The sequence below is a fragment of the Sphingomonas radiodurans genome (genome assembly GCF_020866845.1).
Taxonomy (GTDB): domain Bacteria; phylum Pseudomonadota; class Alphaproteobacteria; order Sphingomonadales; family Sphingomonadaceae; genus Sphingomonas; species Sphingomonas radiodurans.
In genome coordinates, this window is sequence record NZ_CP086594.1 from 195,621 (window position 1) to 221,924 (window position 26,304).

29 protein-coding genes and 1 tRNA gene are annotated in these 26,304 nt (G+C 67.4%); 21 read left to right on the top strand and 9 right to left on the bottom strand.

Features of this window, described 5'->3' with window-relative positions; translation table 11 throughout:
* Positions 1-369 precede the first annotated feature (369 nt).
* A complete protein-coding gene (locus LLW23_RS00860; protein ID WP_228946914.1) occupies positions 370-594 on the bottom strand; it encodes a hypothetical protein in 225 nt (74 codons plus the stop codon).
* 26 nt (positions 595-620) lie between these two features.
* On the opposite strand from LLW23_RS00860, the gene LLW23_RS00865 reads away from it, so the two are divergent.
* The 3 genes from LLW23_RS00865 (at position 621) to rpsI (ending at position 4,217) form a co-directional block, all read left to right on the top strand.
* Complete coding sequence (locus tag LLW23_RS00865; protein ID WP_228946915.1) at positions 621-3,050, top strand: TonB-dependent receptor; 2,430 nt, start codon at positions 621-623, stop codon at positions 3,048-3,050.
* A gap of 133 nt (positions 3,051-3,183) precedes the next feature.
* On the top strand, positions 3,184-3,663 hold the full coding sequence (gene rplM, locus LLW23_RS00870; protein ID WP_228946916.1) for a 50S ribosomal protein L13: 480 nt from the start codon (positions 3,184-3,186) through the stop codon (positions 3,661-3,663).
* On the top strand, positions 3,663-4,217 hold the full coding sequence (gene rpsI / locus LLW23_RS00875) for a 30S ribosomal protein S9 (RefSeq protein WP_228946917.1): 555 nt from the start codon (positions 3,663-3,665) through the stop codon (positions 4,215-4,217). The genes rplM and rpsI overlap by 1 nt, the downstream gene beginning before the upstream one ends.
* A 158-nt stretch (positions 4,218-4,375) precedes the next feature.
* On the opposite strand, the gene LLW23_RS00880 is transcribed toward rpsI, so the two are convergent.
* Positions 4,376-5,356 carry a calcium-binding protein gene (locus LLW23_RS00880; RefSeq protein WP_228946918.1) on the bottom strand — a complete coding sequence of 327 codons (981 nt, stop codon included), beginning with the start codon at positions 5,354-5,356 and terminating at the stop codon, positions 4,376-4,378.
* A 208-nt stretch (positions 5,357-5,564) separates the two neighbouring features.
* Here LLW23_RS00880 and LLW23_RS00885 point away from each other — a divergent pair, with 208 nt between their 5' ends.
* Positions 5,565-6,203: a retropepsin-like aspartic protease family protein gene (locus LLW23_RS00885; protein ID WP_333473785.1), complete on the top strand. Its 639-nt coding sequence runs from the start codon at positions 5,565-5,567 to the stop codon at positions 6,201-6,203.
* On the opposite strand, the gene LLW23_RS00890 is transcribed toward LLW23_RS00885, so the two are convergent.
* Genes LLW23_RS00890 through modA form a run of 3 tightly spaced genes read right to left on the bottom strand, consistent with a single transcriptional unit; the run spans position 6,190 to position 8,220 of the window.
* The gene (locus tag LLW23_RS00890; protein ID WP_228946919.1) at positions 6,190-6,792 is read right to left on the bottom strand and encodes an ATP-binding cassette domain-containing protein; all 603 of its coding nucleotides are present in this window, start codon (positions 6,790-6,792) and stop codon (positions 6,190-6,192) included. The two genes, LLW23_RS00885 and LLW23_RS00890, sit on opposite strands and share 14 nt — an antisense overlap.
* Positions 6,782-7,468: a molybdate ABC transporter permease subunit gene (modB, locus tag LLW23_RS00895; RefSeq protein WP_228946920.1), complete on the bottom strand. Its 687-nt coding sequence runs from the start codon at positions 7,466-7,468 to the stop codon at positions 6,782-6,784. The genes LLW23_RS00890 and modB overlap by 11 nt, the downstream gene beginning before the upstream one ends.
* Complete coding sequence (gene modA / locus LLW23_RS00900; RefSeq protein WP_228946921.1) at positions 7,465-8,220, bottom strand: molybdate ABC transporter substrate-binding protein; 756 nt, start codon at positions 8,218-8,220, stop codon at positions 7,465-7,467. The genes modB and modA overlap by 4 nt, the downstream gene beginning before the upstream one ends.
* A gap of 160 nt (positions 8,221-8,380) precedes the next feature.
* Between modA and LLW23_RS00905 the strand changes: the two genes are divergently transcribed.
* The 3 genes from LLW23_RS00905 (at position 8,381) to LLW23_RS00915 (ending at position 11,379) form a co-directional block, all read left to right on the top strand.
* Positions 8,381-9,346 (top strand): acyl-CoA dehydrogenase family protein, encoded by a 966-nt coding sequence (locus tag LLW23_RS00905; protein WP_228946922.1) that lies wholly within the window; start codon positions 8,381-8,383, stop codon positions 9,344-9,346.
* Positions 9,343-10,494 carry an acyl-CoA dehydrogenase family protein gene (locus LLW23_RS00910; protein ID WP_228946923.1) on the top strand — a complete coding sequence of 384 codons (1,152 nt, stop codon included), beginning with the start codon at positions 9,343-9,345 and terminating at the stop codon, positions 10,492-10,494. Before LLW23_RS00905 ends, LLW23_RS00910 begins: the two co-directional genes overlap by 4 nt.
* Positions 10,495-10,581: 87 nt before the next feature.
* The gene (locus LLW23_RS00915; RefSeq protein WP_228946924.1) at positions 10,582-11,379 is read left to right on the top strand and encodes a crotonase/enoyl-CoA hydratase family protein; all 798 of its coding nucleotides are present in this window, start codon (positions 10,582-10,584) and stop codon (positions 11,377-11,379) included.
* A 21-nt stretch (positions 11,380-11,400) separates the two neighbouring features.
* Here LLW23_RS00915 and LLW23_RS00920 read toward each other — a convergent pair whose 3' ends face one another.
* On the bottom strand, positions 11,401-12,018 hold the full coding sequence (locus LLW23_RS00920) for a DUF924 family protein (RefSeq protein WP_228946925.1): 618 nt from the start codon (positions 12,016-12,018) through the stop codon (positions 11,401-11,403).
* On the opposite strand from LLW23_RS00920, the gene LLW23_RS00925 reads away from it, so the two are divergent.
* From LLW23_RS00925 to LLW23_RS00935, 3 genes are all read left to right on the top strand, one after another.
* Positions 11,990-13,165, top strand: coding sequence for a MiaB/RimO family radical SAM methylthiotransferase (locus tag LLW23_RS00925; RefSeq protein WP_228946926.1), 1,176 nt, complete (start codon positions 11,990-11,992; stop codon positions 13,163-13,165). The two genes, LLW23_RS00920 and LLW23_RS00925, sit on opposite strands and share 29 nt — an antisense overlap.
* Positions 13,162-14,094 carry a signal recognition particle-docking protein FtsY gene (gene ftsY / locus LLW23_RS00930; RefSeq protein ID WP_228946927.1) on the top strand — a complete coding sequence of 311 codons (933 nt, stop codon included), beginning with the start codon at positions 13,162-13,164 and terminating at the stop codon, positions 14,092-14,094. The genes LLW23_RS00925 and ftsY overlap by 4 nt, the downstream gene beginning before the upstream one ends.
* A 68-nt stretch (positions 14,095-14,162) precedes the next feature.
* The gene (locus tag LLW23_RS00935; RefSeq protein ID WP_228946928.1) at positions 14,163-14,765 is read left to right on the top strand and encodes a septation protein A; all 603 of its coding nucleotides are present in this window, start codon (positions 14,163-14,165) and stop codon (positions 14,763-14,765) included.
* A 162-nt stretch (positions 14,766-14,927) separates the two neighbouring features.
* On the opposite strand, the gene LLW23_RS00940 is transcribed toward LLW23_RS00935, so the two are convergent.
* Entirely contained in the window at positions 14,928-15,542 is a 615-nt protein-coding gene (locus LLW23_RS00940) for a PadR family transcriptional regulator (RefSeq protein ID WP_228946929.1), read from the bottom strand.
* A 96-nt stretch (positions 15,543-15,638) separates the two neighbouring features.
* On the opposite strand from LLW23_RS00940, the gene LLW23_RS00945 reads away from it, so the two are divergent.
* The 5 genes from LLW23_RS00945 to LLW23_RS00965 all read left to right on the top strand — a co-directional run bounded on the left by LLW23_RS00945 (position 15,639) and on the right by LLW23_RS00965 (position 19,575).
* Positions 15,639-16,958, top strand: a complete 1,320-nt coding sequence (locus LLW23_RS00945; RefSeq protein ID WP_228946930.1) for a replication-associated recombination protein A — start codon at positions 15,639-15,641, stop codon at positions 16,956-16,958.
* A complete protein-coding gene (locus LLW23_RS00950; RefSeq protein ID WP_228946931.1) occupies positions 16,888-18,294 on the top strand; it encodes a serine hydrolase domain-containing protein in 1,407 nt (468 codons plus the stop codon). Before LLW23_RS00945 ends, LLW23_RS00950 begins: the two co-directional genes overlap by 71 nt.
* Positions 18,291-18,638, top strand: a complete 348-nt coding sequence (locus LLW23_RS00955; RefSeq protein WP_228946932.1) for an MmcQ/YjbR family DNA-binding protein — start codon at positions 18,291-18,293, stop codon at positions 18,636-18,638. Before LLW23_RS00950 ends, LLW23_RS00955 begins: the two co-directional genes overlap by 4 nt.
* A complete protein-coding gene (locus tag LLW23_RS00960) occupies positions 18,628-19,482 on the top strand; it encodes a hypothetical protein (protein ID WP_228948421.1) in 855 nt (284 codons plus the stop codon). Before LLW23_RS00955 ends, LLW23_RS00960 begins: the two co-directional genes overlap by 11 nt.
* A 17-nt stretch (positions 19,483-19,499) precedes the next feature.
* A tRNA-Thr gene (locus LLW23_RS00965) sits at positions 19,500-19,575 on the top strand.
* Between the two features lie 13 nt (positions 19,576-19,588).
* Here LLW23_RS00965 and LLW23_RS00970 read toward each other — a convergent pair.
* Entirely contained in the window at positions 19,589-19,825 is a 237-nt protein-coding gene (locus LLW23_RS00970) for a hypothetical protein (protein WP_228946933.1), read from the bottom strand.
* 36 nt (positions 19,826-19,861) lie between these two features.
* Positions 19,862-20,056 carry a hypothetical protein gene (locus LLW23_RS00975; protein ID WP_228946934.1) on the bottom strand — a complete coding sequence of 65 codons (195 nt, stop codon included), beginning with the start codon at positions 20,054-20,056 and terminating at the stop codon, positions 19,862-19,864.
* A gap of 130 nt (positions 20,057-20,186) precedes the next feature.
* Between LLW23_RS00975 and LLW23_RS00980 the strand changes: the two genes are divergently transcribed.
* The 6 genes from LLW23_RS00980 (at position 20,187) to trpB (ending at position 26,268) form a co-directional block, all read left to right on the top strand.
* A complete protein-coding gene (locus LLW23_RS00980) occupies positions 20,187-20,882 on the top strand; it encodes an endonuclease/exonuclease/phosphatase family protein (protein ID WP_228946935.1) in 696 nt (231 codons plus the stop codon).
* On the top strand, positions 20,882-23,146 hold the full coding sequence (locus LLW23_RS00985; protein WP_228948422.1) for a patatin-like protein: 2,265 nt from the start codon (positions 20,882-20,884) through the stop codon (positions 23,144-23,146). The genes LLW23_RS00980 and LLW23_RS00985 overlap by 1 nt, the downstream gene beginning before the upstream one ends.
* Before the next feature lie 56 nt (positions 23,147-23,202).
* A complete protein-coding gene (locus LLW23_RS00990; RefSeq protein ID WP_228946936.1) occupies positions 23,203-23,538 on the top strand; it encodes a hypothetical protein in 336 nt (111 codons plus the stop codon).
* Positions 23,538-24,212 (top strand): orotidine-5'-phosphate decarboxylase, encoded by a 675-nt coding sequence (pyrF, locus tag LLW23_RS00995; RefSeq protein ID WP_228946937.1) that lies wholly within the window; start codon positions 23,538-23,540, stop codon positions 24,210-24,212. Before LLW23_RS00990 ends, pyrF begins: the two co-directional genes overlap by 1 nt.
* A gap of 194 nt (positions 24,213-24,406) precedes the next feature.
* On the top strand, positions 24,407-25,042 hold the full coding sequence (locus tag LLW23_RS01000; RefSeq protein WP_228946938.1) for a phosphoribosylanthranilate isomerase: 636 nt from the start codon (positions 24,407-24,409) through the stop codon (positions 25,040-25,042).
* Positions 25,039-26,268, top strand: a complete 1,230-nt coding sequence (gene trpB, locus LLW23_RS01005; RefSeq protein ID WP_228946939.1) for a tryptophan synthase subunit beta — start codon at positions 25,039-25,041, stop codon at positions 26,266-26,268. The genes LLW23_RS01000 and trpB overlap by 4 nt, the downstream gene beginning before the upstream one ends.
* Positions 26,269-26,304 lie beyond the last annotated feature (36 nt).

Consider the following 26,304-nt stretch of genomic DNA (forward strand, 5'->3'; position numbering starts at 1 on the left):
CCGCCCTGCTCTGCGATCGAGTCGCAGATTTCGGTCGGACGCTATGCTCTGCCCCATAGACCCGTCAAGTCGAACTAATCTTCGATCAATCTAAAATACAGTGCGATTTCAAACGGATACTAAAGCAGCACTAGTTCGGACTGCGACTTCTACGCAACACGACGACCGGTACATCCCCCAAAAGGGTGAGACGACTCATCATTTGCTGCCAGCCACCATCAACGAGACGCTTGGAATACAATGCCAACACTTCCCGGACTTAGCTGACAACAAGCTTCACTAGGCTATTCAATCCTGAATGCCTCATTGCAGCTCGGCTCGGATCGTCACCCAACGGCGCCGCTCGCACCGCCGCCGCGAACAAACTCTTCAAATGTTGGAAAAGTCATGTTTCTCTCGGACCATGACTGCCGTCTGCCGCCTCACCGCGCCGTTGGAGAAAAAGCGCGCGACAGCCTCAACTTCCTCAACATTCGTTTTTTGCAATCGTCGCCCTGTGGCCGAAATGCCGCGCTCGCCGAGCGTTACATCTTGCGACCAAACACCGCTGGCCCTGCGACAAAGCATCGACAAGGAGGCGCCAGAACGGGTCATCCCCGACACCATCCCGGAGCGCCGATTTGTCCAAGTGGTTTCTGCCCGCCGTATCGCTCCTCGCCGCCGCCGCACCCGCCACGGCGCAGGTTGCCCCCGAGCCGCAAGCCCCCGCCGAGCCGCAAGAGCCAGCAGGCGATCCCGATGCGGAGTTGGACGGCGAGGAAGACATCATCGTCACCGGCAGCCGCCGCCTGCCCGGCTCGGTCGTCGGCGATATTACGCCCGAGGTGACGCTCAGCGGCCGCGACATCCGCGCGTACGGCGCCAGCAACATCGGCGAATTGCTCGAGGAATTGAGCCCGCTCACCGGCAGCATCCAGGGCCGCGGCGAAGGTGCTCCGGTCGTCCTGCTCGGCGGGCGCCGGATCAGCGGCTTCCGCGAGATCCGCGATCTGCCGCCCGAAGCGATCCAGCGCGTCGAGATCCTGCCCGAGGAAGTAGCACTGAAATACGGCTACCGCCCCGATCAGAAGGTAGTGAACATCGTCCTGCGCCGTCGCTTCCAGGCCGTCACCGCCGAGGCGGAAACCGCGCTCGCCACCGACGGCGGGCAGCAAACGCACGAGGCGGATCTGAACTTCCTGCGACTGGGCAACGGATCGCGCTTCAGCCTCGACGGCGAATACAAACGCGTCAATCCGCTGTTCGAAACCGAACGAAACGTCATCGATGCCGATCCCGATCGCACGTTGCTCGCGGCCAGCGACTCGGCAAAGCTCAACGCCACGTACAACCGCACGATCCTCGGCAACATCTCGGCCACGCTCAGCGGCGAACTCGAAGGGCAGGACAGCCGCGCCGGCCTCGGCGGCGCCGAAGACGGCTCGCAGGCGCTGATCCGCAACAGCCGCACGCGCACCGGCACGCTCAACTATGCGCTGAACGGCGATCTGTCGCAGTGGCGCTGGTCGCTCGACGGCGGCTACACCCGCGATTGGTCGACCACGCTTACCGACCGCGACATCCTGGGCGGCGGCGTATCGCGCGACCGTGCCGAATCGGTCGCCGAAACGGTGGAGAGTAAGGCGACGCTCAACGGCACCTTGTTCGATCTCCCCGCGGGTGCGGTGACGACGACGCTGGGTGCCGGCTTCCAGCTGCGTGACATCGCCAGCGAAACGCGCCGCGTCGGGCTCGTCACCACCACCGATCTATCGCGCGACCAGGCCGTCGGCGAGGCCAACATCGATGTGCCGCTGCTTCGCGACAGTCCGATCGGTGCACTGTCGGCCAATGTGAATTCCGCCATCAACCAGCTGTCGGACGCCGGCACGCTGGCGACGCTTGGCTATGGCTTCAACTGGCGCCCGATCACGGCGGTGCGGCTGATCGGATCGGTCAACCACGAGGAAGGCGCGCCGACCATCCAGCAGCTCGGCAACCCGACGATCGTCACGCCGAACGTCCGCGTCCTCGATCTCACCACCGGGCAGACGGTCGAGGCGACGCTGGTCGACGGCGGCAATGCGGCCTTGCGCCCCGATCGCCGCCGCGTCCTCAAGCTCGGCCTGACCGTAAAGCCGATCGACAAGACCGATCTGACGTTGCTCGCCAATTTCACCGACAGCCGCATCGACAATCCGATCGCGAGCTTCCCAACCGCCTCGCCCGAGATCGAAGCCGCCTTCCCCGATCGTTTCGAACGTGACGGTGCCGGCACGCTGCTCCGCATCGACAATCGACCGGTCAATTTCGCGCGCAGCAACCAGCGCCAGTTGCGCTGGGGCTTCAACTGGTCCGAAACGCTCGAAGCCCCGCCGCCGACCGGCCCAGACGGCCAGCCGCTCACCCCCGAACAGATCGAAGAGCGCCGCGCCGCTTTCCGCGATGCGCGCCGCAGCGGTGGCGACGGGGCAAGTAGCTCGGGCGTGCGACCGGGCGGCCGTGGTGAGGGCGGATTCGGCGGACGCCGCGGCGGTGGTGGTGGCGGCGGCGGCGGGTTCGGCGGCGGCCGGCAGGGGCGCGTCCAGCTCAGCGTGTTCCACACCTGGCGGCTCGAAGACACGATCCTGATCCGTCCCGGCGTGCCCGAGCTCGATCTCCTCGACGGCTCGGCGACCGGATCGCGCGGCGGGCGTTCGCGCCACGAGATCGAATTCAACGCCGGCTACAACCGCAATGGCCTCGGCGTGCGGCTGAACGGCACGTGGCAAAGCCGCACGAGCATCGCCGCAGATCCGTCATCGGATACGCCATCACTGGAAGACCTCGCCTTCGGCTCCTTCTTCACCACCAATCTGCGCATCTTCGCCGATCTGGGTCAGCAGCGTGCGCTGGTGCAGAAAGCCCCGTTCTTCCGCGGCGCGCGCGTGACGCTAGCGGTGAACAACCTTCTAAATCAGCGGCTCGACGTGCGCGATGGTACCGGCGTTACCCCGATCGGCTATCAGCCCGCACTGCTCGATCCGCTCGGCCGCTCGGTCCGCCTGAGCTTCCGAAAGCTGTTCTTCTAACCCACGGTATCCCAATACCCGTCACCGAAGCGGCGGAAACGTTGACTTTTCGCCGCATCACCGTCACAGCGCCTCCATCGCGCCGCACCTTCACTGGGGCGGCGTCTTTGTTTTTCGAAAAGGTCCAAGGCCCATGAAGGCGCTGATGAAGACCACGAAGGCGGCCAAGCCCGCCGAAGTGGAAAAGAAGTGGCATATCGTCGACGCCACCGATCTGGTGGTCGGTCGCGCTGCCGTCGTGATCGCCAACGTCCTGCGCGGCAAGCACAAGACGTCGTTCACCCCGCACGTCGACTGCGGTGACAATGTCATCGTGATCAACGCCGACAAGGTGAAGTTCACCGGCAACAAGCTGGCGAACAAGGTCTATTACAAGCACACCGGGTACGCCGGCGGCATCAAGGCGATCACCGCCGAGAAGGTTCTCGACGGTCGCTTCCCCGAGCGTGTGCTCGAGAAGGCCGTGGAGCGCATGATCCCGCGCAATCCGCTGGGCCGTCAGCAGATGCGCAACCTGCGTATCTTCGCCGGTGCCGAGCATCCGCACACGGCGCAGAACCCCGAGACTCTCGACATCGCCGGCATGAGCCGCAAGAACAAGGTGGGTGCATAATGTCCGACAACCGCCAGTCGCTTTCCGACCTCGCCTCGCTCACCCAGACGCCAGCACCGCAGCCCACGACCGATGGCGCCCCGGCCGGTGGTGGTGAAAGCACTACGTTCGATGCACCTGCGCCGGTCGTGTCGACCATGCCGCTGCGTCAGCAGGAGCTCGACAAGTACGGCCGCGCCTATGCCACCGGTCGCCGCAAGGACGCCGTCGCACGCGTCTGGCTGAAGCCGGGCTCGGGCAAGATCACGATCAACGGTCGCGATCAGATCACCTATTTCGCGCGTCCGACGCTGCGTCTCGTCATCAACCAGGTGTTCGGCATCACCGAGCGCGAAGGCCAGTATGACGTGATCTGCACCGTCAAGGGCGGCGGCCTTTCGGGCCAGGCTGGCGCGGTCAAGCACGGCATCAGCCAGGCGATCACCAAGTACGAGCCGATCCTGCGCGCACCAGTGAAGGCCGCCGGCTTCCTGACGCGCGACAGCCGTACCGTCGAGCGCAAGAAGTACGGCCGCGCCAAGGCACGCCGCAGCTTCCAGTTCTCGAAGCGCTAAGGTGCGGGCTGCCTTGGATTGCGCAAGCAATTCAAGGACTGCCACGGCGGACCGCGACGGCGGCATAGCTGCCGACGGCGGACGACGTGGCGCAACAGGCCGAACGAAAGAAGGGGCGGCCCGGCAACGGACCGCCCCTTCTTCGTGTCGGCCAACGATCAGAGTTTGAGGTCGCCTGCGACTAGATCGATCGTGCCGTTCAGCGAGATCTGGAAATCCGCCAGCATGTCGCCGTCCACATCGCCCGCCACGAACGTCTGCCCGCCGACATGCGCAAAGCGAAGCTCGCCCGCCACGCCGGTGAACTTGCTGTCGCCGATGAACGTGAACTCATCGTCCACGTCGACCGTGCCGGCTATTGCGTCGATCCGCGACAGGTCGATCCGATCGCGGTCGGCGTGCGAAAAATCGGTGATCACGTCTGCCTTAATGCGCGCGGCATGCGAATCCCCCTCGTTGAAGACGAAGATGTCCCGCCCGGCGCCGCCAACCAATGTATCCTGACCCCGGCCGCCGGTAAGCCGGTCATCGCCCTCACCCCCCTCGAGACGGTCCGCACCCTTGCCGGCAGTCAGCGTATCGTCTCCGCTTTCGCCGAACAGGCGGTTGTCACCGGTAATGCTGCGCACGACGTCGTCGCCACCGCCGGCATTCACTTGGCTGCCGATCTTGTTCGCGTTCGCCAGTCGCAGAACGTCTGAAAAGTCGGTGCCGATCAGTCGATCGACCACTTCGATGTTGGCGAGGCGGCCTTTACCGAGCGACAAGTCAATCCGCGTCCTGCCGCCCAGCCCCAGGTCGATGCCGATGGTCGTCGGGCGAAAGTCGAGGTCTAGGCCCTCCGTCGCGTTCGCAAGATCCAAGTACAGGCGATCGAACCCGGTGCCGCCATCGAGGATATCGCCAAACGAACCATAGATCGTGTCGTCGCCCGCGCCGCCAAGCACGGTGTCGAGATCGCCGTCGCGCCAAAGCCCGGCGGTAGCTGCGTAAAGGATATCATTGCCGACGCTGCCTTCGATGATGTCAGCGCCGCCGAGCCCGTAGACCACGTCGTCGCCCAGCAAGGCGAGCACCTGATCTGCGTTGTTCGTGCCGTCGATTTCGTCGTTGCCGAGTGTACCGGTGAGAAGTGCCATGAATTGTCCTTTCCTGCTCCTGAAGCGAGCAAGACAGCGACGATTCCACCTTCCGCCTGGTCCCGGCGGGCCCTCAACGACGCAGCCCTCTGCTGCCTCGGCTGCCCAACCTGATGGTAATGCGTTGGGATCGCCTCAACATACACGGTTAACATCCCGCTGGCGTGATCTAGGGTCGCGCATCGCGCAGACCGCACGCCGTGCCTATATGCTTGTGATGCCAGCGCTCGCCAACCTCGCCCCGTACATGCCCATGATCCTGCTGTTGTTCGGCGTCGTGCTGATCGCCAGCCTCTTGCGCCGCATGCCCGTGATCGGCCGGCTGGTCAGTATCGCGATGTGGGTCGTGCTGCTCGGCGCGCTGGCAGTGGTGCTCGGGCAACGCGAACGCTTCGATCCGTACCTTGGCCGAGTTGCCGAAATGCTCGATCTTTCGAGCCAGCAAGTTGCCGGCGCGGAGACTCGCATTCGCATGAGCAGCGACGGCCATTTCTGGGCATCAGCGGAATTTGGCGGGATCAAGCGCCGGATGCTGATCGACAGCGGCGCGACCGTGACTGCGCTGTCGCTCGCTACGGCCAACGCCGCCGGGCTGGATGTGCGCGACGCGCTCTTTCCGATGCTGCTGCGCACCGCCAACGGCACGATCCGCGCGCAGACCGCCGACGTCGACGAACTGCGCCTCGGTAACGTCGTCGCACGCGGCGTGCCGGTCGTCGTCTCGCCCGCCTTCGGCAACACCGACGTGCTCGGCATGAACTTCCTGTCGCGGCTGAAATCGTGGCGCGTCGAGGGGCGCACGCTGATCCTCGTGCCGCATCATCCGCAGGACGTCACATCGGGATGATGCGATCGCCCAGTCGCTCCGCCTCGTGCGGATCATGCGTGACGATCAGCATCGGCAAGCGAAGCTCGTCGCGCACCCGTTCGATCGCCAGCATCGCCTCCTCGCGCCGCCCGCGGTCGAGCGACGCGAGCGGCTCGTCGAGCAGCAGGAACGCCGGATCGCTCAGCAACGCCCGCCCGATCGCCACCCGCCGCGCCTCGCCGCCCGACAAGGTCCGCGGCCAGCGATCGAGCAGCCCGGCAATGTCGAGCGTGGTCGCGATCTCGTCGAGCCGGGCAGCATCGCGCGCGCCGTAAAGCAGGTTTCGCCGCACCGAGAGATGCGGGAACAACCGCGGCTCCTGAAACACGACCCCAGCGCGCCGACGCTCCGGGCGAACGTCAATCCGCGCGTCACCATCATAGAGCGCGTGTCCTGCAACCCGCACATGCCCGCGATCGGGTCGCAATAACCCAGCGATCATCATCAGCACGCTCGTCTTGCCGACCCCCGACGGCCCGAACAGCACGCTCGCGCCCGCCCCCGCCACAAACGCTGCGCCGACGATCGCCTGGCCACGCCGCACGGTGATATCGATGTCAAAGGACATGCAGCCGCCGTCCCTGTCGCCGCACCAGCATCTCGGACAGCACGAGCGCCGCGAGGCTGATCGCTACCGAAATCGCCGCCAGCTGCCACACCGCCGCCTCCCCGCCCGGCCGCTGGAGCGCGGCGTAGATCGCCAGCGGCAGCGTCTGCGTCTCGCCCGGCACGTTCGAGACGAAGGTGATCGTCGCGCCGAACTCGCCGAGCGACCGCGCGAAGCCCAGCACCACCGCCGCCAGCACGCCCGGCAGCGCGAGCGGCAGCGTGATCGTCGCGAACGCGCGCCAGCGCCCGGCGCCCAGCGTCCGCGCCGCCTGTTCGAGCCTTTGATCGACCGCTTCGATCGACAGCCGGATCGCGCGCACCATCAACGGCAAGGCCATCACCCCCGCCGCGATCGCCGCACCTGTCCAGCGGAACAGCACGGTCACGCCCAACCACCGCTCGAGCAGTCCGCCCAACGCACCGTTCGGTGCAAAGGCCAGCAGCAGCAACCAGCCGGTCACCACCGGCGGCACGACCAGCGGGAGATGGATAATGCCGTCGAGAAGGATCTTGCCCGGAAAACGCCCGCGCGCGAGCAACCATGCCAGTGCGAAGGCGATCGGCAGCGTCCCCGCCGTCGCCACCCCGCCGACCAGCAGCGACAGCCGGACGATCGTCGCGATCTCGTCGCTCAACGTTTGATGAACCCGTGGCGGCGGATGATCGCTTGGCCCGGCGCAGAAAGCAGGAAGCGGCGAAACCCCTCCGCCTCGGGGTGGCGCGACGCGGTCAGCCGCGCGATCGGGTAATGGATCGGCGGGTGGCTGCCCGGCGGGAACACGCCCGCCACGCGCAACGACGGCGTCACCCGCGCATCGGTCGCATAGACGATCCCGTATGGCGCTGCCCCGCGTTCGACGATCGCCAGCGCCGCGCGCACGCTTTCCGCCCGTACGACGCGCGGCGCCAGCAGTGTCCAGGCGCCCAGCCGCTCGAGCGCCGCGCGCCCGTACTTCCCCGCCGGCACCGCCTCCGGGTCCGCCATCGCCAGCGGACCGCCACCCAGCAATCGCCCGAGCGCCGCACCCCTGGCGCCCCGCACTAGCGGCTGCCCCGGCCGCGCGACTACGACCAGCCGATTGCCCGCAAGCACCGCGCGCGTGCCCGGCACCAGCAGCTTGCGCCCCGCTAGATCGTCCATCCACTCCTGATCCGCCGACACGAACAGGTCCGCCGGCGCCCCCGCCGCGATCTGCCGCGCCAACGCAGACGAGGCCGCGAACGACAGCACCGGCCGAGCATGCCCGCGCCGCGCCCACGCCGTCGCCGCATCGCCCAACGCCTCCTGCAGGCTCGCCGCTGCAAGCACCAGCGGCCCGCGCGGTTGCGCCGCTGCCGGCGCCGCCAGCAACGAAACCATGAGCAACAAGGTGGCGAGGAAACGCATCGCGCTATCCCTATCGCGGAGTCGTATCGGGAACCACTCCCCGCCCCTCGTCAGCGCCGATCCGCGCGCAGCTGGTGGACAAGTCCCGCACCCTTGCTTTAGCGGCACGTGCAAGAACAGAGAGGATCGGAACCATGCGGTTGCCACGGGAACCACGGCAGTGAGCGACATCGGCACGATGCTCGCCGACACCGCCGAACGGCTGTTCGCCGCGCATGCCGAAACGCTGGCGGACGCAAACGGCGCATGGCCCGCAGCCACATGGGCTGCGATCGAGGAAAGCGGCCTCCCGCTCGCGCTCGTGCCGGAAGACAGCGGCGGCTTCGGCGTGCCCGTCCCCGAAGCACTCGCGCTGATCCGCCAGACCGGTCGCCACGCTTTGCCCCTCCCCCTCGCCGAAACGATCATGGCCAACGCCGCGCTCGCCGCGGCCGGCCTGCCGCTCGCGGAAGGCCCCGCCGCGCTCGTCCCCGCCGGCGATCAGCGCATCGCCTGGGGCCGCTTCGCCACGACGCTGGTCCACGACGCCGATGGCGCGCGGCATCGCACCGGCCAACTGGCCTGCACCGCCACGAACACGAACCTCGCCGGCATGCCACGCGACACACTGGCGCTCGAAGGCTCAGCCGAAGGATCGATGTCCTCCAATGGCCCGACCCTGCTCGAACTCGGTGCCTTGGCGCGCGCGTTGCAGATGGCCGGCGCACTCGATCGCGTGCTCGAGCTCACGATCGACCACGTCTCCACCCGCGTCCAGTTCGGCCGCCCGCTCGCCAAGTTCCAGGCGATCCAGCAGGAGATCGCCAAGCTCGCCGGCGAAGTCGCATCAGCGTCGGCCGCAGCCGATCACGCCGCCGACACCTATGCCGACGGCGGAGACCTGAGCTTCGCCATCGCCGTCGCCCGCACCCGGATCGGCGAGGCAGCCAGCAAGGCCACCGCCATCGCCCATCAACTCCACGGCGCGATCGGCTTCACCCGCGAACACGCGCTGCACCGCCTCACCACCGCCTTGTGGTCGTGGCGCGACGAATTCGGCACGCAGCGTCACTGGACGCTCCTGCTCGGCAAACGCGCGCTCGACGCCGGCCCAACCAACTATTGGCCAATGGTGGTCGCAGCATGACGACACTCTGCTTCCCCACCCCGCCACGCCACGAGGCCGCCGAGGCGCTCCGCGGCGAGGTCCGCGCCTTCCTCGCCGAAACGCTGGCCGATCGCGCGCCGCTCGCCCGCGCCGATAGCTGGAACGGCTTCGATCGCGCGTTCAGCCGCAAGCTCGGCGCACGCGGCTGGCTCGGCATGACGTGGCCAAAGCAATATGGCGGGCACGAGCGCAGCGCCTTCGAACGCTATGTCGTCGTCGAGGAAACGCTCGCCGCCGGCGCACCCGTCTCGGCGCACTGGATCGCCGACCGGCAAAGCGGCCCCAGCCTGCTCAAATACGGCACCGAGGAACAGCGCGCCGCGATCCTGCCCGGCGTCGCTGCCGGCGAAACCGTCTTCTGCATCGGCATGAGCGAACCCGATTCGGGCTCCGATCTCGCCGCCACCCGCACCCGCGCGGTCCCGGTCGACGGCGGCTGGCGCGTCACCGGCACGAAGCTGTGGACCACCGGCGCGCACGAAGCGGATTACATGATCCTCTTCTGCCGCACGAGCGGCACCGCGGCCGAGCGCCAGGCCGGCACCAGCCAGCTGCTCGTCGATCTGAAGACGACCGAGGGAATCACGATCCGCCCGATCATCGATCTCGCCGGCAAGCACCATTTCAACGAAGTCCATTTCGAGGACGCATTCCTCCCCTCAACCGCGCTCATCGGCACCGAAGGCGCCGGCTGGGAACAGGTGATGAGCGAACTCGCCTTCGAGCGCAGCGGGCCGGAACGCTTCCTCTCGTCGATCCAGCTGCTGATCGAGCTGATCGGCGCGCTCCAGGCATCCCCCGGTGAAGCCGCGCAGCTCGCGATCGGCCGCCTCACCGCGCACCTCGTCACGCTGCGGCGATTGTCGCGCGGCGTCGCGGCGATGCTCGAAGCAGGCGAGAATCCCAACACCCACGCCGCCATCGTCAAGGATCTCGGCGCGACCTTCGAACAGGATCTGCCCGACATCGCCCGCGCGCTGGTCGACGCCGAACCCGACACCGCGTCGACGTCGGACTTCGTCGCCGTTCTCGCCAGCATCACGCTCAATTCGCCGAGCTTTTCGCTGCGCGGCGGCACCCGCGAAATCCTGCGCGGCATCATCGCAAGAGGCCTCGGGCTACGCTGAAAAAAAGCCCTCTCCCCTTCAGGGGAGAGGGTTGGGAGAGGGGCAGTCCAGCGGAGCGGCCCAATTTCCGATTAGAGAGGACAATCAATGTCAGTCATCACAACCGAGATCCGCGGCCCGATCGCCATCCTGCGCCTCAATCGCCCCGACGCGATGAACGCGCTCGGCGCCGATGGAGACGGTGAGGCCGTGCGCACCGCCTGCGACGCGCTCAACGCCGACCTCTCGATCCGCTGCGTCATCCTCACCGGCGAGGGCCGCGCCTTCTCCGCCGGCGGTGACATCAAGAAGATGGCCGATCCCGAAGGGCCGTTCTCGGGTGGCGGCCTGCCGATCCGCAGCCATTACCAGCGCAACATTCACCGCATCGCCCGCGCGCTGTTCTCGCTCGACATGCCCGTCATCGCCGCGGTCAACGGCGCCGCGATCGGCCTGGGCTGCGACGTCGCGTGCATGGCCGACATCCGCATCGCCAGCGACAAGGCGAAGTTCGGCGTAACGTTCCTGAAGCTCGGACTGGTGCCCGGCGACGGCGGGTCGTGGCTGCTCCCACGCACGATCGGCATGAGCCGCGCGGCGGAATTGTTCTTCACCGGCGATGTGATCGACGCCGCCACCGCCGCCGACTGGGGCCTCGTCAGCCGCGTCGTGCCGCACGATACGCTGATGGACGAAACGCTCGCACTCGCCACCAAGATCGCCGCGCTCCCGCCGCACTCGCTCCGCCTCACCAAATCGCTGCTGCGCCAGGGACAGACGAGTACCTACGATCAGGCGCTCGATTCAGCCTCGACGGCGCAGGCCGTCAGCCACGCGACCCAGGATCACCGCGAGGGCGTGGCCGCGCTGCTCGAGAAGCGCGACGCGGTGTTTATCGGGAAGTAGCTTCCCCGATCGATCAGGGTTCTAAGCAGCCAACCCGTCGAGAAACGCCCGCTCCGCGTCCGTCGTTGCGCGGCCGAGCGCCGCGTTGCGCGCCGGAAACCGCCCGAACCGGGTAATCTCCTCGGCATGGCCCTGCGCAAACGGCACGTTCGGGCCACCCATCGCGGTGAACTTCTCGACCGACAGTCGCTGCAGCGCCGCATCCTCCGCATGCATGAACGGAATGTAGAGAAACGCCCGCTCCTCCTCGGCATACCGCGCCTCCCAGCCCTGCTCGATCGCCTGCAACGCCAGTTCCACCGCCAGCCCGTCCGCCTCGAATGCCCGCGGCGAATCGCGATAAATGTTGCGCGAGAATTGGTCGAGCAGCACGATCGCCGCGAGCAGATCGTCCGGCGTATCGCGCCACGCCGCCGCGCGCGTCGCGAACACCGCGTCACGCAACGTCCCGAACCGCGCCGTAATCTCAGCATCCAGCGCTTCATCGCGCGCGAATTGCGTCTCCAGCGTCAGCGCGAACCAGAAGTCGAGCACCGCGCGCGCCGCATCCTCAACCGTCTCTGGCGCCGCATCGTGGACTATCGCCTGCTCTGTCCCTAGATCGCCCGCCATGCTCGCGTCCTCATTACCCAATGTCATCACCCTCGGCTGCCGATTGAACCTCGCCGAAAGCGAAACGATCCGCTCGCTCGTCGGGGATCGAGATATGGTGGTGATCAATGGCTGCGGCGTGACAAACGAGGCGATGCGCCATACGCGCGCCGCGATCCGGCGCGCCCGGCGCGATCGGCCAGCGGCGGAAATCGCCGTCACCGGCTGCGCGCCCGAAATGGATCGCCGCGCCTTCGCGGCCATGCCCGAAGTCGATCGCATCGTCCCCAACGCTGCCAAGCTGCTGCCCGCCACCTGGGGCGGCTTCCCCAATCGCCGTCCGCCGCGGGCGCACGCACGCGCCTTCCTCGGTGTCCAGAACGGTTGCGACCATGCCTGCACCTTCTGCGCGATCCCGCAGGGCCGCGGTCCCAGCCGCTCCGAGCCGGTCGGCGCCGTCGTCGCGCACATCGCAGCACTCGTCGAGCAAGGCGCGAACGAAGTGGTGCTAACCGGCGTCGATCTCACGAGCTACGCGGACGGGCTAGGCGCGCTTGTTGAAGCAATTCTGGTCGGCGTACCTACACTCCCGCGCCTGCGCCTCTCCTCGCTCGACACGATCGAAATCGACGATCGACTGTTCGATCTCGTCACCGGCGAGCCGCGCGTCATGCCGCACCTCCACCTTTCGCTTCAGGCCGGCGACGATCTGATCCTCAAGCGCATGAAGCGCCGCCACGCCCGCCGTGACGCGGTGGCGATGGTGGAGCGGCTGAAGGCGAAGCGCGACATCGCGATCGGCGCCGACCTGATCGCCGGCTTCCCGACCGAGGACGAGGCCGCCTTCGCCAACACGCTGTCGCTGCTCGACGATTGCGACATCGTCCAGGCACACGTCTTCCCCTTCTCCCCGCGCGACGGCACCCCCGCCGCGCGCATGCCGCAAGTGCCCGTCGTTCAGGCGCGCGAGCGAGCCGCCAGGCTGCGCGAAGCCGCCGCGCGACGGCGCGCAACGTGGCTTGCGGGGCAAATCCGGACGACGCAGCCGATCGTGATCGAAAAGCCCGGCGACCGCGGCCACGCTCCGAACTTCGCGGAGGTTCGTCTCGACACCCCGGTCCCGGCCATCGGCACGATCGCGACCGCGCGCATCACCGCCGCCACCGCCGATCATCTCATTGGACATCTCGTATGACCGACCAGCGCTCCTGGCACGACAAGCTCATCGGCGGCTTCCGTCGCACGTCCGATCGCCTCGTCGGCAACCTTGCCGGCTTGGGTACGGCGCGGCTCGACGAGGCGCAGCTCGAAGAGATCGAAGAAGCGCTGATCGCTTCCGATCTCGGCCCCGAAACCGCTGGCCGCATCCGCACCCGGCTCGCCGAGGGCAGCTTCGAGCGCAACATGGAAGAGCTCGGCATCCGGCTCGTCGTGGCGGAAGAAGTCGAGAAGGTGCTCGCGCAAGTCGCCCGTCCGCTCGAGATCGACGCCTTCCCGCGGCCGCAGGTGATCCTCGTCATCGGCGTCAACGGCTCGGGCAAGACGACCACCATCGCAAAGCTCGCGCATTTGCTGATGGAGCAGGATTACGGCGTGATGCTCGCCGCCGGCGACACATTCCGCGCCGCCGCGATCGGCCAGCTCGCCACCTGGGCGCAACGCGTCGGCGTGCCGATCGTCAGCGGCCCGGAGGGCGGAGATGCCGCTGGCGTCGTCTGGGATGCAGTCAAGAAGGCGACCGAGACGGGCATCGACGTGCTGATCGTCGACACGGCGGGTCGCCTGCAGAACAAGCGCGAGCTGATGGACGAACTCGCCAAGATCCGCCGCGTGCTCGGCCGCATCAATCCCGCCGCGCCGCACGATGTGGTGCTCGTGCTGGATGCGACCACCGGGCAGAATGCGCTCAATCAGATCGAGGTGTTCAAAGAAGTCGCCGGCGTCACCGGCCTCGTGATGACCAAGCTCGACGGCACCGCGCGCGGCGGCGTGCTGGTCGCGGCGGCCGAACGCTACGGGCTCCCGATCCACGCCATCGGCGTCGGCGAGGGGATGACCGATCTGCGACCGTTCGATGCGAACGAGGTCAGCCGGATCATCGCCGGCGTGGATCAGCGCGGATAGTCGGACGTTCCGGGTTCAGCCTGCTGCAACCCTGATCCTGGTAGGGCCGTCGGCGAACGGAGCATGAAGTGAGCGTTAGTACCAAATCTACCCCCGGCTTGCGGCTGGCGCTCGATTACGGGCCGCTGCTCGTCTTCTTCGCCTTCAATTTCCTCACGCCCGGCCCGGCGATCGCGCGCATCATCGCGGCGACGTTGGCCTTCATGGTGGCGATGGTCATCGCGCTCGGCATATCGTGGTGGAAGACGCGCCACATACCGCCGATGCTGCTCATCTCGGGCGCACTGGTGATCGTGTTCGGCGGGCTGACTGTGTGGTTCCAGGACGAACGCTTCATTAAGATGAAGCCGACCTTCGTCTACACGATCTTCGCCGCAACGCTCGGCTTCGGCCTCGCTACCGGCCGCCCGCTGCTCCAGTCGCTGCTCGAAAGCGCCTATCCGGGCCTCACCGCGGAAGGTTGGCGCAAGCTGACGCGCAACTGGGCGATCTTCTTCGTCTTGATGGCGTTGCTCAACGAAGCTGTGTGGCGGACGACGACCACCGATTTCTGGGTCGGCTTCAAACTATGGGGCGCGATCCCGCTGACACTGATCTTCGCGATGGCAAACGTCCCGATGCTGATGCGCCACGGCCTGCAAACTGGCGAACCCATCCCGCCACCAGAGTGATGCCCCGTCCTCCCCATCGCAGATGGGGAGGGGGACCGTCTGCGCAGCGGATGGTGGAGGGGAAAAGCCCCAAGCGACATGCTCAGCCAATACCTCTCCACCACTGGCCTGCGGCCAGCGGTCCCCCTCCCCAAGCGAGCTTGGGGAGGATAAAGAACAAACCTACAGTCGCTCGATCTTCTGCGCGGCCTCATCAATCAACGCCGCAACTTCGAGCAGCATCGCGTCCGAGGCATCCCCCCGGCTCAGCCGCCCCTGCAGCGCGGCCTTCAGGTTGCCCATCGCCCGCCGCACCGGCGCACCATCGGTATGCTTTTGCTGCTCGCCCAGCGCCGACAGTCGCGCGATGATCTTCGCGACCAGTTCCGCCTGGCTCGCCAGATGCGCCTCGCCCTCCGGCGTGATCGTGAACTTGCGGCGCCCGCCCCCGACGTCCTCGCTCGACACGTGCCCCATTTCGTTGAGCAACGTCAGCGTCGGATAAATCGTGCCTGGCGACGGCGCATAGCCGCCACCCGTCATCTCCTCGATCGCCTTGATCAGCTCATAGCCATGCCGCGGCTCGTCGCCGATCAGCTTCAGCAGCAGCAGCCGCAATTCGCCGCCGTCGAACATCCGCTGCCGGCGCATGCCGTGCGCGTGCCGGCCGCCCATCTTGCTCGCGATCTTCGCGCCCAGCGCGCTGAGCACCGCCTCGCGCTGCCATCCGCCGTGGCGCCCCTCCGAACGCGCGCCGCCACGCTTTCCACCACAGCCATGATCATGATCCATTCGCATCGTTCTGACTCCTCAAGATAGTTCTAAGATATATCTTGAGCGGAACAGATCAACCCGCCTCGTGCATTTTTTCGCGCGCCGCCCTATCTGCCTCGAATGGCCGATCTTTTCGCCGGGCTGGAGCCGCCCGCCCTCCCCGATCGCCCCGCGGCGGACGCTCCGCTTGCTGATCGTTTGCGCCCGGCACGGCTCGAGGACGTCGTCGGGCAGGAGCATCTCACTGGCCCCGAGGGCGCGATCGGCCGCATGGTCGCGGCCGGACGATTGTCGTCGATGGTCCTGTGGGGCCCGCCCGGCACCGGCAAGACGACCATCGCACGGCTGCTCGCCGATGCGGTGAACCTGCGCTTCGTCGCGATATCGGCGGTGTTCTCCGGCGTCGCCGATCTCAAGAAGGCCTTCGCCGAGGCGCGCGACGCGGCGAAGATGGGCAAGCGCACCTTGCTGTTCGTGGACGAGATCCACCGCTTCAATCGCGCGCAGCAGGATGGCTTCCTGCCCTATGTCGAGAACGGCACCGTCACGCTCGTCGGCGCCACCACCGAGAACCCTTCGTTCGAAATCAACGCCGCATTGCTCAGCCGCGCGCAGGTGCTGATCCTCCAGCGGCTCGACGCCCGCGCGCTCGCCGAACTCATCACCCGCGCCGAGGTCGTGATAGAGCGCCCGCTCCCGCTCGATCCCGCCGCGCGCGAGGCGCTCGTCGCCAGTGCCGATGGCGACGGCCGCTTCCTGCTCAACCAGGTCGAGACGCTCTTCTCGGTCGATATCCAGAAGCCGCTCGATCCCGCTGGTTTATCGGCATTTCTCCAGCGCCGCGTTGCTGTGTACGACAAGGATCGCGAGGGCCACTACAACATCATCAGCGCGCTGCATAAGTCGCTGCGCGGCTCCGATCCGCAAGCCGCGCTCTACTATCTCGCGCGGATGCTAACCGCCGGCGAGGAGCCGCTCTACGTCCTGCGCCGCATCACGCGCTTCGCTAGCGAAGACATCGGCCTCGCCGATCCGCAGGCGCTGGTGCAGTGCCTCGCCGCCAAGGACGCATACGACTTCCTCGGCTCGCCCGAGGGCGAACTCGCGATCGTCCAGGCCTGCCTCTATTGCGCCACCGCCCCCAAATCGAACGCCGCCTATGCCGCGATGAAAGCGGCCTGGCGCAGCGCCCGCGAGACCGGCTCGCTGATGCCCCCCGCGTCGATCCTGAATGCCCCGACCAAGCTGATGAAAGACATCGGCTATGGCAAAGGCTATGCCTATGATCATGACAAAGAAGATGGCTTTTCGGGCGCCGATTACTGGCCCGACGACATGGCCCCACAGCGCTTCTACACCCCCACCGGCCGTGGCTTCGAAGCGCGGATCGCCGAGCGGCTGGCGCATTGGGACAAGCTTCGCAGCGCTCGCGACACTTAGCCTCGCGACGCCCGCCACCGCACAGCAGATCGCGCCCCAAACCTCCACCGCCTACCAATACGCCGTCGCCGCCGGATACAAGGCGCTGACCTTGTGCGAAGGCATCTTCACCGCCGGCCGCACCGAAGCGCAGATCGCCGCGGTCGAGCTGCGCGGTATCTACCCCGAATATGACGCGATCGTGCCAAAGCTGCGCGCCGCGATCGATCGCCCGCGTGGCACCGTCAGCGTGCCGTTCAGCACCGATCTGCCGCCTCGTCACGCGGGCTGGGGCCCGCGCACCGGCTGCACGCTCGCCCCGATCGGCAGCATCGCGCCGCGCGCCACCGCAAGTCTGCCGCTGCCTTCCCCCGCCCCCGCCGACCCCCGGCAATGGCCGCTGGGCGACTCCGGCATCGCGCCGCGCCCCTCCTCCGCTCTAGCCGCGACGATGGAGCGCGCCTTCGAGCGCAACAGTTACGGCAAGGGCGAAACCCTTGGCGTGATCGTCATGCGCGACGGGCAAATCGTCGGCGAGCGCTACGCCGACGGCTTCGGCCCCTTCGTCCCCAACCGCACTTGGTCAGTCGCCAAGAGCATCGCCGGCACGCTCGTCGGGCTCGCCGCGCGCGACCTTGCGATCGATCCCAAGGCGCGCGCTGCCATCCCCGAATGGCGCGCACCCGGCGATCCGCGCCAATCGATCACGCTCGATAACCTCATGCGCATGGCCTCGGGGCTGCACAGCGATCATTACGGCAACCGCACCGACGCGCTCTACTTTGGCGGCACGACGGTGACGGAACAGGCCCCCGGCTGGCCGCTCGAAGCGCGCCCCGGCACGCGCTTCCGCTACGCCAACAACGACATCCTGCTCGCCGTCCGCGCGATCCGCGCGCGGATGAACGACGACGCGCGCTACGCCAATTGGCCGAGCCAGCAGCTGTTCGCCCCACTCGGCATGCGGCACACCACCGCGGGCACCGACTGGCGCGGCAACTTTCTCCTCTCGAGCCAGATCTGGACCACCGCGCGCGATCTCGCGCGGCTCGGGCAATTCTGGCTGCAGGACGGCGTCTGGCAGGGCAAGCGCCTGCTGCCCGCCGGCTGGATGCGCTACATGATCACCCCCGCCGGCCCGCAACCCGAGGACGGCCCTGGCTATGGCGCGACGATGTGGCTGTTCGGCCCCAAGCAGGGCCTGCCCGTCGGCAGCTATTCGGCGCAGGGCAACCGTGGCCAATATGTCATGGTCGTGCCCAGCGAACGGCTCGTGATCGTCCGCCGCGGCGAGGATCCCGGCTCGGCGCGCTTCGACATCGCCAAGTTCACCGCCGACGTGATCCGCGACCGGTGAAGGACTGGGCCAATGTGGTAGCGTACGCCTGCGCCCTCCCCGATGTCGAAGAGGGTACGACCTACGGCAAGCCGGCGGTCAAGCTGCGCGGCAAGATGCTCGCCGCAACGACAGCGCCCGATCCCGGCAGCTTCGTGCTTCACGTCCCCCTAGACCAGAAGGAGGTGCTGCTCGAAACCGATCCCGAGACCTTCTGGGAAACCGACCATTACCGTGGCTGGCCCGCGGTGCTGGTTCGCTATGGCACCCCGGCGCGCGATCGCATCGGCGTGTTGATCCAGCGCGCGTGGTGGGATCGCGCGTCGCTCAAGCAGCGGGCGGCGCGTGGCGGCGATCGTCCCTGATCATCTGACGCGCTTCGCCGCAATCGACTGGTCGGGCGCGAAGGGCCGGCGCCACAAGGGCATCGCCGTCGCGATCTGCGACAGCGGCAGCGACGCGCCCGTGCTCGTCACCCCGCCCGACCGGATCTGGTCGCGCACCGACGTCCTGCATTGGCTCGTCGATCAGGCCGAAACGCCGCTGCTGGTCGGCATCGACTGCAGCTTCTCCGCGCCGCACGTGACGCGCGGCGCCCATCTGCCTGGCGAAACCACCTCGACAACCGCGCGCGACCTGTGGCGCTATGTCGATGCCAATAGCGCTGACGAGGATCTCGGCGCGGCGAGCTTCCTCGAGGCACGACGCGGCCGACACTTCTACCTTGGCGCAGCCGATGGGCCGAAGCGCGATTTCCTCCACTGGCGCGTGTGCGAGATGGCCGGCGATCGCTCGACCAAGCCGACCACCGTCTATGATGCGATCGGCGCGGCGCAGGTGGCCAAGGCGAGCTTCGCCGGCATGCGGCTGCTTCACCACCTCGCCGACCGCATCCCGGTCTGGCCGTTCGATCCGCCACCGGCACACGGCGCGCTGCTCGTCGAAATCTACACTTCGATCGCCGCTCGCGCTGCCGGCTTACCCCGTGGCCGCAGCAAGATGCGCACCCCCGAATCGCTCGACGCCGCGCTCGCCAATATTGGCAGCGCGCCGCACGACCCGCTCGCGCGCTACGACGATCACGCGACCGACGCGATTCTCACTGCCGCATGGCTCCGCGCCAGCGTCGCCCGCGCCGATCTATGGCAGCCGTACGGCCTCACCGACGCCGTACGGCAAAGCGAAGGCTGGACCTTCGGCGTCACCTGACGCATGAGCGCCGCGGCGCCGGTTTAGCTCAGCTGGTAGAGCAGCGGTTTTGTAAACCGAAGGTCGCGGGTTCGATTCCTGCAACCGGCACCATTCGCCGCCTGGGTCAGGCCTGACCGAGCGGCTCGATCGGCAGCGCCTGTTCCTGCACCGCCTTCACCAGCACTTTGCGGATAAACACCCACCGGCGCCGCTCGAACGTGCCGAATCGGCTACGATCGATGCGTTTTTGCGCATATCCGATCGGATCGTCGGCATGTTCGCCAAGCACCCGTCGCGCTCGCACACGCGCGTCAGTTTGCCAGCGCTCGGAGGCGCCGGTGAAATAGTCTAGCCTAGGCATGTTTCCGCCCTTTGTTCCCGAAGCGGTAAACATACATCAGTTTTGAGGTTCGATAACCTCCAAATCGGATTTAATTTCGGGTTGGAAACGATCGAGCAGTCCCGCGGTCAGGATCATCTCGCGCCATGCTGCTTCCTGGCGCGCGCGTCGGGCAGGATCGCGCCGAGACGCGACCGAAAGCATCGCGGCTAGCCCGATCAGCGGGGCGACGATCGCCAGTTGTACTTCCATTCTCCGCCTCCTGCCACGTTCGGGAGGCGCCGCCGTTGCGCCAGCGTATCGAGTCGACCAATCGTGTTGCGACGACGCTTCGACGAATCAACCGCAACCACATCGAGCAAGCGAGCGTTCCACAGCCGCAATGATCCGAGTCGCCAGTTACAACATGCGCAAGGCGATCGGGACTGACCGTCGCCGCAGCCCCGAACGTATCCTCGAAGTGCTGCGCGAGATCGACGCTGATGTCATCGCGCTGCAGGAGGCGGATCGCCGCTTCGGCGCGCGATCGTCGGTCATTACGCCGCATCTGCTCGACGAGCATAGCGACTGGAAGCCGGTCGGCTTCGGCATCCGCGCGGGATCGATGGGGTGGCATGGCAATGCGCTGCTCGTCCGCAAGGAATGCACGATCCTCGATTGCGAAGTGATCCATCTGCCCGCGCTCGAACCGCGCGGCGCCGTGATGGCAGACGTGCGACTGGGCGGCGCCGAACTGCGGGTCATCGGCATGCACCTCGATCTGTCGGGCCTTTGGCGACGCCGCCAGGCGGCGGCGATCATGGCGCATGTGGCGTCAAGCACACGCCGCCGCCCGACGGTGATGATGGGTGACCTCAACGAATGGACGCGCGCCGCCGGCTGCCTGCGAGATTTCGCGCGCGACTATGCGCTGGCCGAGACCGGCCCTAGCTTCCACGCGCGCCGCCCGATCGGGCGGCTCGATCGGATCATGGTATCGCGGGAGCTACGCATTACTGACTGCGGCGTCCACACCAGCGCAGCCGCACGCAAGGCCAGCGATCACCTGCCGATCTGGGCCACTTTGTCAGCCGCATGATGCGCGAGGCTGAACTGCGCCTGGCTTTGATCTGCTACGGCGGGATCAGCCTCGCGGTCTACATGCACGGCATCACCAAGGAAATCTGGCACGTCGCCCGCGCCAGCCGCGCCAGCCAGGAAGGTGAGATGCTTACCGGCAGCGCCGCGGTCTACGCCGCGCTGATCGGTGAAATTGCCACCACCACTGGCACGCGACTGCGCGTGTTGCCCGACATCATTGCCGGGGCGAGCGCTGGCGGGATCAACGGCGTCTTTCTGGCGCAGGCGATCAGCGCCGGCCAGTCGCTCGATCCGTTGACCGATCTCTGGCTCGATCGCGCCGACGTCGAGGCGCTGATCGCGCCGGCTGCGGCACCGTCCTCGCGTTTCTCCAAGGCCTGGGCGCTGCCGCTCGCCTGGATGGCGGCGGGCCGAAGTGCCGAAAAGCTCGACGAAGACACGCGCGAGGAAGTCCGCGCAAAGCTATCGCATTTCGTCCGCTCGCGCTGGTTCGAGCCGCCGTTCGATGGCCCGGGATTCACCGGCATGCTGCTCGATGCGTTTGACGCGATGCAGGCCGCACCGCGCGGTCCGCGCCTGCTGCCCGACGGCCAACCGCTCGACCTGTTTGTCACCGTCACCGATTTTACGGGCCACCCCGAACGCCTGCGGCTTCACTCGCCGGCGGAAGTCGTCGAGACCGAGCATCGCTTGGTGCTTGCCTTCACCGATCGCGGCGCCCCGTGCGAAACGCTCGCGCCGATCCCGGAGCTCGCCTTCGCGGCGCGCGCCACCTCGAGCTTTCCCGGCGCCTTTCCGGCCTTCACCGTCGCCGAGCTGGACGGCGTCCTGGCTCAGCGAAGCGCGCGTTGGCCGGGCCGAAATGCCTTCCTGCGCCGCGTCCTCCCGCGCCACGCCGCTGCCAATGCCGCGGAGAAGGCGGCGCTGATCGACGGCTCGGTGCTGGCGAATGCGCCGTTCCGTCCCGCGATCGACGCGCTTGGCGAACGCCCGGCGCGACGTCAGGTTGATCGCCGCTTCGTCTATATCGACCCCTCGCCGGGCATGAAGTTTCGCCTCGCGGGCGCCAGCGACGGGCCGCCGAGCTTCTTCCAGACGATCCTCGGCGCGGTCAGCGAGCTCCCGCGCAAACAGCCGATCCGCGACAATCTCGAAGCGATCGCCCGACGGTCACGGCAGATCGAGCGGATGCGCGGGATCATCGCCGCGATCCGCCGCGACGTGGAGGGCGAGGTCGAGGCACTGTTCGGCCGCACCTTCTTCCTCAATCGCCCGACCGCGTCGCGCCTCGCCACATGGCGCCGCCGCGCGCAGGTCGCCGCCGCGGACCGCGCCGGCTTCGGCTATGCGGCCTACACCAATCTCAAGGTCGGCGGCGTCGTCGATTTCATCACAGACTTGCTCAACGCCGTCGGCGGCGCCTCGGGATCGCAGCGCTCGGAACGGATACAAAGCCGGGTCGAAGCCGAGCTTAGTGCCCGCGGCTTTGACGAAGCAGGGCCGGCCGACGCCGCCTCGATCGCGTTCCTGCGCACCTTCGATCTCGGCTTCCGGATCCGCCGCCTCCGCCTGCTCGCGCGTCATCTCGGCGAGCTCGAGGCGGAGAATGAGGAGGAAGTGCTGCGGCCGATCCGCGAGGCGATCTACGAATCGCTCGCCGCCTATATCGCGCGCAAGTCGCCCAAGGCGCATCGCGCGCTGCGCGGCGCGGTGCGCACGATGGACCGCGACACGCCGGCGCTGCTCGATCGCTTCGCCCAGTCGCTCGACCTGACGAACCTCGACGCGCAAACCGATCATCGGCTGGCCGAGGCGCTCGCTGCCCTGCCACGCGGCCCGCGCCGCGCCTTGCTGCTGCGCTATCTCGGCTTCCCCTATTTCGATGTCGCCACACTCCCGATGCTGCAGGGCGAGGGGCTGGACGAATATGATCCGATCAAGGTCGATCGCATCTCCCCCGACGACGCGACCTCGATCCGCAGCGGTGGCGCTGACGCAACGCTCAAGGGCATCCAGTTCAGCAATTTCGGCGCTTTCTTCAGCCGCGCCTATCGCGAGAACGATTACCTCTGGGGCCGGCTGCACGGTGCCGAGCGGATGATCGACATCATGGTCTCCGCGCTCCCTGCCGATGCGCGCTTGGCCCCCGGCCGCCTCGCCCTTGCCAAGCGCGCGGCGTTCCACGCGATCCTCGACGAGGAGGAGCCCCGGCTCGAAACCGCCGCCGCGCTGATCGCGCAACTGCGCGGCGAGATCGGCTGAGGCTGGTCAAACGGCGGCAGTAGTAATAGCGTCCCGGCCATGCCGGAGCCTCGTTGATGCAGTTTCTGAAGATCCTGTTCTGGGCGCTGATCGCGTTCGTTGCCGCCGTGTTCACCTTCGGCAACTGGAAATGGGTGCCGATCCGCCTGTTTGGCAACCTCATGGCGGAGGTGAACCTGCCGGTCCTGCTGCTCGTCACCTTCCTCGCCGGCGTGGTGCCGACATATTTGTATCAGCGCACGATCCGCTGGCGGCTGGCGCAACGCCTCGCCGCTGCCGAGCGCACCACCGCTGCGCTGCGTGATGCCGCGATCCAGCCGGTCGTCGAGCCCGAACCCGTCGCCCCTCCACCGGTCGCCGCCCTGATCGCCGTTCCGCCCGGAGTATCCTGATGAGCAGCCGCATCTTCGTCGCGCTCGACACGCCCGATATCGAGCGTGCCAAGGCGATCGCCACCCGCGTCAAGCACCATGTCGGCGGGATCAAGCTCGGGCTCGAATTTTTCGCCGCGAACGGCCGCCACGGCGTGCGCGAGATGGGCGAGCTCGGCCTGCCGATCTTCCTCGACCTGAAGCTGCACGACATCCCCAATACCGTCGCCAAGGCGATCCAGGCACTGCGCGGCCTTGAGCCCGCAATCCTCACCGTTCACGCCGCGGGCGGCCGGGCGATGCTCGAGGATGCCAAGGCCGCCGCCTCGTCCGGCACGAAAGTCGTCGCCGTCACGATGCTCACCAGCCTCGACGACAGCGATCTTACCGCGACCGGCGTGAACGGCTGCGCGCACGATCAGGTACTCCGCCTGACTGAGCTCGCCATGAAAGCCGGCGTCGACGGCATCGTCTGCTCGGGCGAAGAGGTGAAGGCCGCGCACGCCATGTGGCCCAAGGGCTTCTTCGTCGTCCCCGGCGTGCGCCCCGCGAACGGCGTCGTCGCTGACCAGAAGCGCGTCGTCACCCCGCGCCAGGCGCTCGACCACGGCGCCTCGATCCTGGTCGTCGGCCGCCCGATCACCCAGGCCGAAGACCCCGACGCCGCCGCCCGCTCGATCGGCGCGACGCTGTGACGCGCCGGGCGACGGTTTAGCGCAGCAAACCGAGCCGCACCCCGGCGCGGCACGGCCGGCGGCGCCACAGCGCCGTCCGACGACTCGGGCTTTGTCCGCGGCGTTGCTGAGTGCGCGCACCGCTTGCGGGCCGGGTCGCGGAAGGCCATGTCGCCCCGGATGCTCAACACCCCCTACCCCAAGCGCGCGCGGCGATGACCCTCGCCAAGATCTGCGGCCTTTCCACGCCCGAAACGCTTGACGCCGCGATCCAGCACGGCGCCAGCCACGTCGGCTTCATCTTTTTCCCCGCCTCGCCCCGCCACCTCGATTTCGACCGCGCCGCCGGCCTCGCCGAGCGCATCCCCCCGCGCGTCACCACCGTCGGCGTCTTCGTCGACCCCGACGACGCGCTGATCACTCAAGCCGTCCGGGCCGGCCGGCTCACCGCGATCCAGCTCCACAAGACCGCGCCATCCCGCGTCGCCGAGCTGCGCCGCTCCACCGGCGTCGAGACCTGGGCAGCGGTCGCGGTGAAAACCCGCGCCGATCTCGCAACCTCGGCGCAATACACCGGCGCGGCCGATCGCATCCTGTTCGACGCCAAGACCCCCGACACCGCCGCGCTCCCTGGCGGCATGGGCGTCCGCTTCGACTGGTCGCTGCTCGACGGCCACCGTCACGTGCTGCCCTGGGCGCTGTCCGGCGGGCTCGACGCCACCAACGTCGCCGAGGCGATCGCCCGCACCCGCGCGCCGCTGGTCGACGCCTCGTCCGGCATCGAGGACCGGCCCGGCGCCAAGAACGTGGACAAGATCACCGCCTTCCTCCAAGCGATTGTCGTATCATGAACGCTCCAAATTCCTTCCGCCAGCAACCGGATTCGCGCGGCCATTTCGGCGATTATGGCGGCCGCTACGTCGCAGAGACGCTGATGCCGCTCGTCCTCGCGCTCGAGGACGAATATCGCGCCGCCAAGCAGGATCCGGCGTTCCAGGCGCAGTTCGACGACCTGCTCGAACATTATGTCGGCCGCCCCTCGCCGCTCTATTACGCTGAGCGGCTGACCGAGGCGCTGCGCGAGAGTGCGCCCGAGGGAATGGGCGCGGAAGTATGGTTCAAGCGTGATGAGCTCAATCACACCGGCGCGCACAAGATCAACAATTGCATCGGCCAGATCCTGCTGGCGATCCGCATGGGCAAGACGCGGATCATCGCCGAAACGGGCGCCGGCCAGCACGGCGTCGCCACCGCAACCGTCTGCGCGCGCTTCGGCCTGCCTTGCGTCATTTTCATGGGCGCAAAGGATGTCGAGCGGCAGGCACCCAACGTGTTCCGGATGAAGCTGTTGGGCGCCGAAGTTCGCGCGGTCACCTCGGGCGCGAACACGCTCAAGGACGCGATGAACGAGGCGCTGCGCGATTGGGTCGCGAACGTCCACGACACCTTCTACATCATCGGCACCGCCGCCGGCCCGCATCCGTATCCTGAGCTGGTGCGTGATTTTCAGAGCGTGATCGGCCGCGAGGCGCGCGAACAGATGCTGCGTCGCACCGGCCGCCTGCCCGACATGCTCGTCGCCGCGATCGGCGGCGGATCGAACGCGATCGGGCTGTTCCACCCGTTCCTCGACGATCCCGAGGTGAAGATGCTCGGCGTCGAGGCCGCGGGCGAAGGGCTCGAACAAAAGCACGCCGCGAGCCTCGCGGGCGGCTTCCCCGGCGTCCTCCACGGCAACAAGACGTATCTGCTGCAGGACGACGACGGCCAGATCGCCGAAGCGCACTCGATCTCCGCCGGCCTCGACTATCCCGGCATCGGCCCCGAGCACGCCTGGCTCAAGGACATCGGCCGCGTCGAATATACCTCGGTCACCGACACCGAGGCGCTCGACGCCTTCCAGTTCCTGTGCCGCACCGAAGGCATCATCCCTGCGCTCGAACCATCACACGCCATCGCAGCGGTCATGAAGCGCGCCCGCGACATGCGCCGCGACGAAGTGATCCTCGCCAACCTGTGCGGCCGCGGCGACAAGGACATCTTCACCGTCGCCGAAGCGTTGGGAGTGGCAATCTAGCGCAACAAAAAAGCCCTCTCCCCTGCAGGGGAGAGG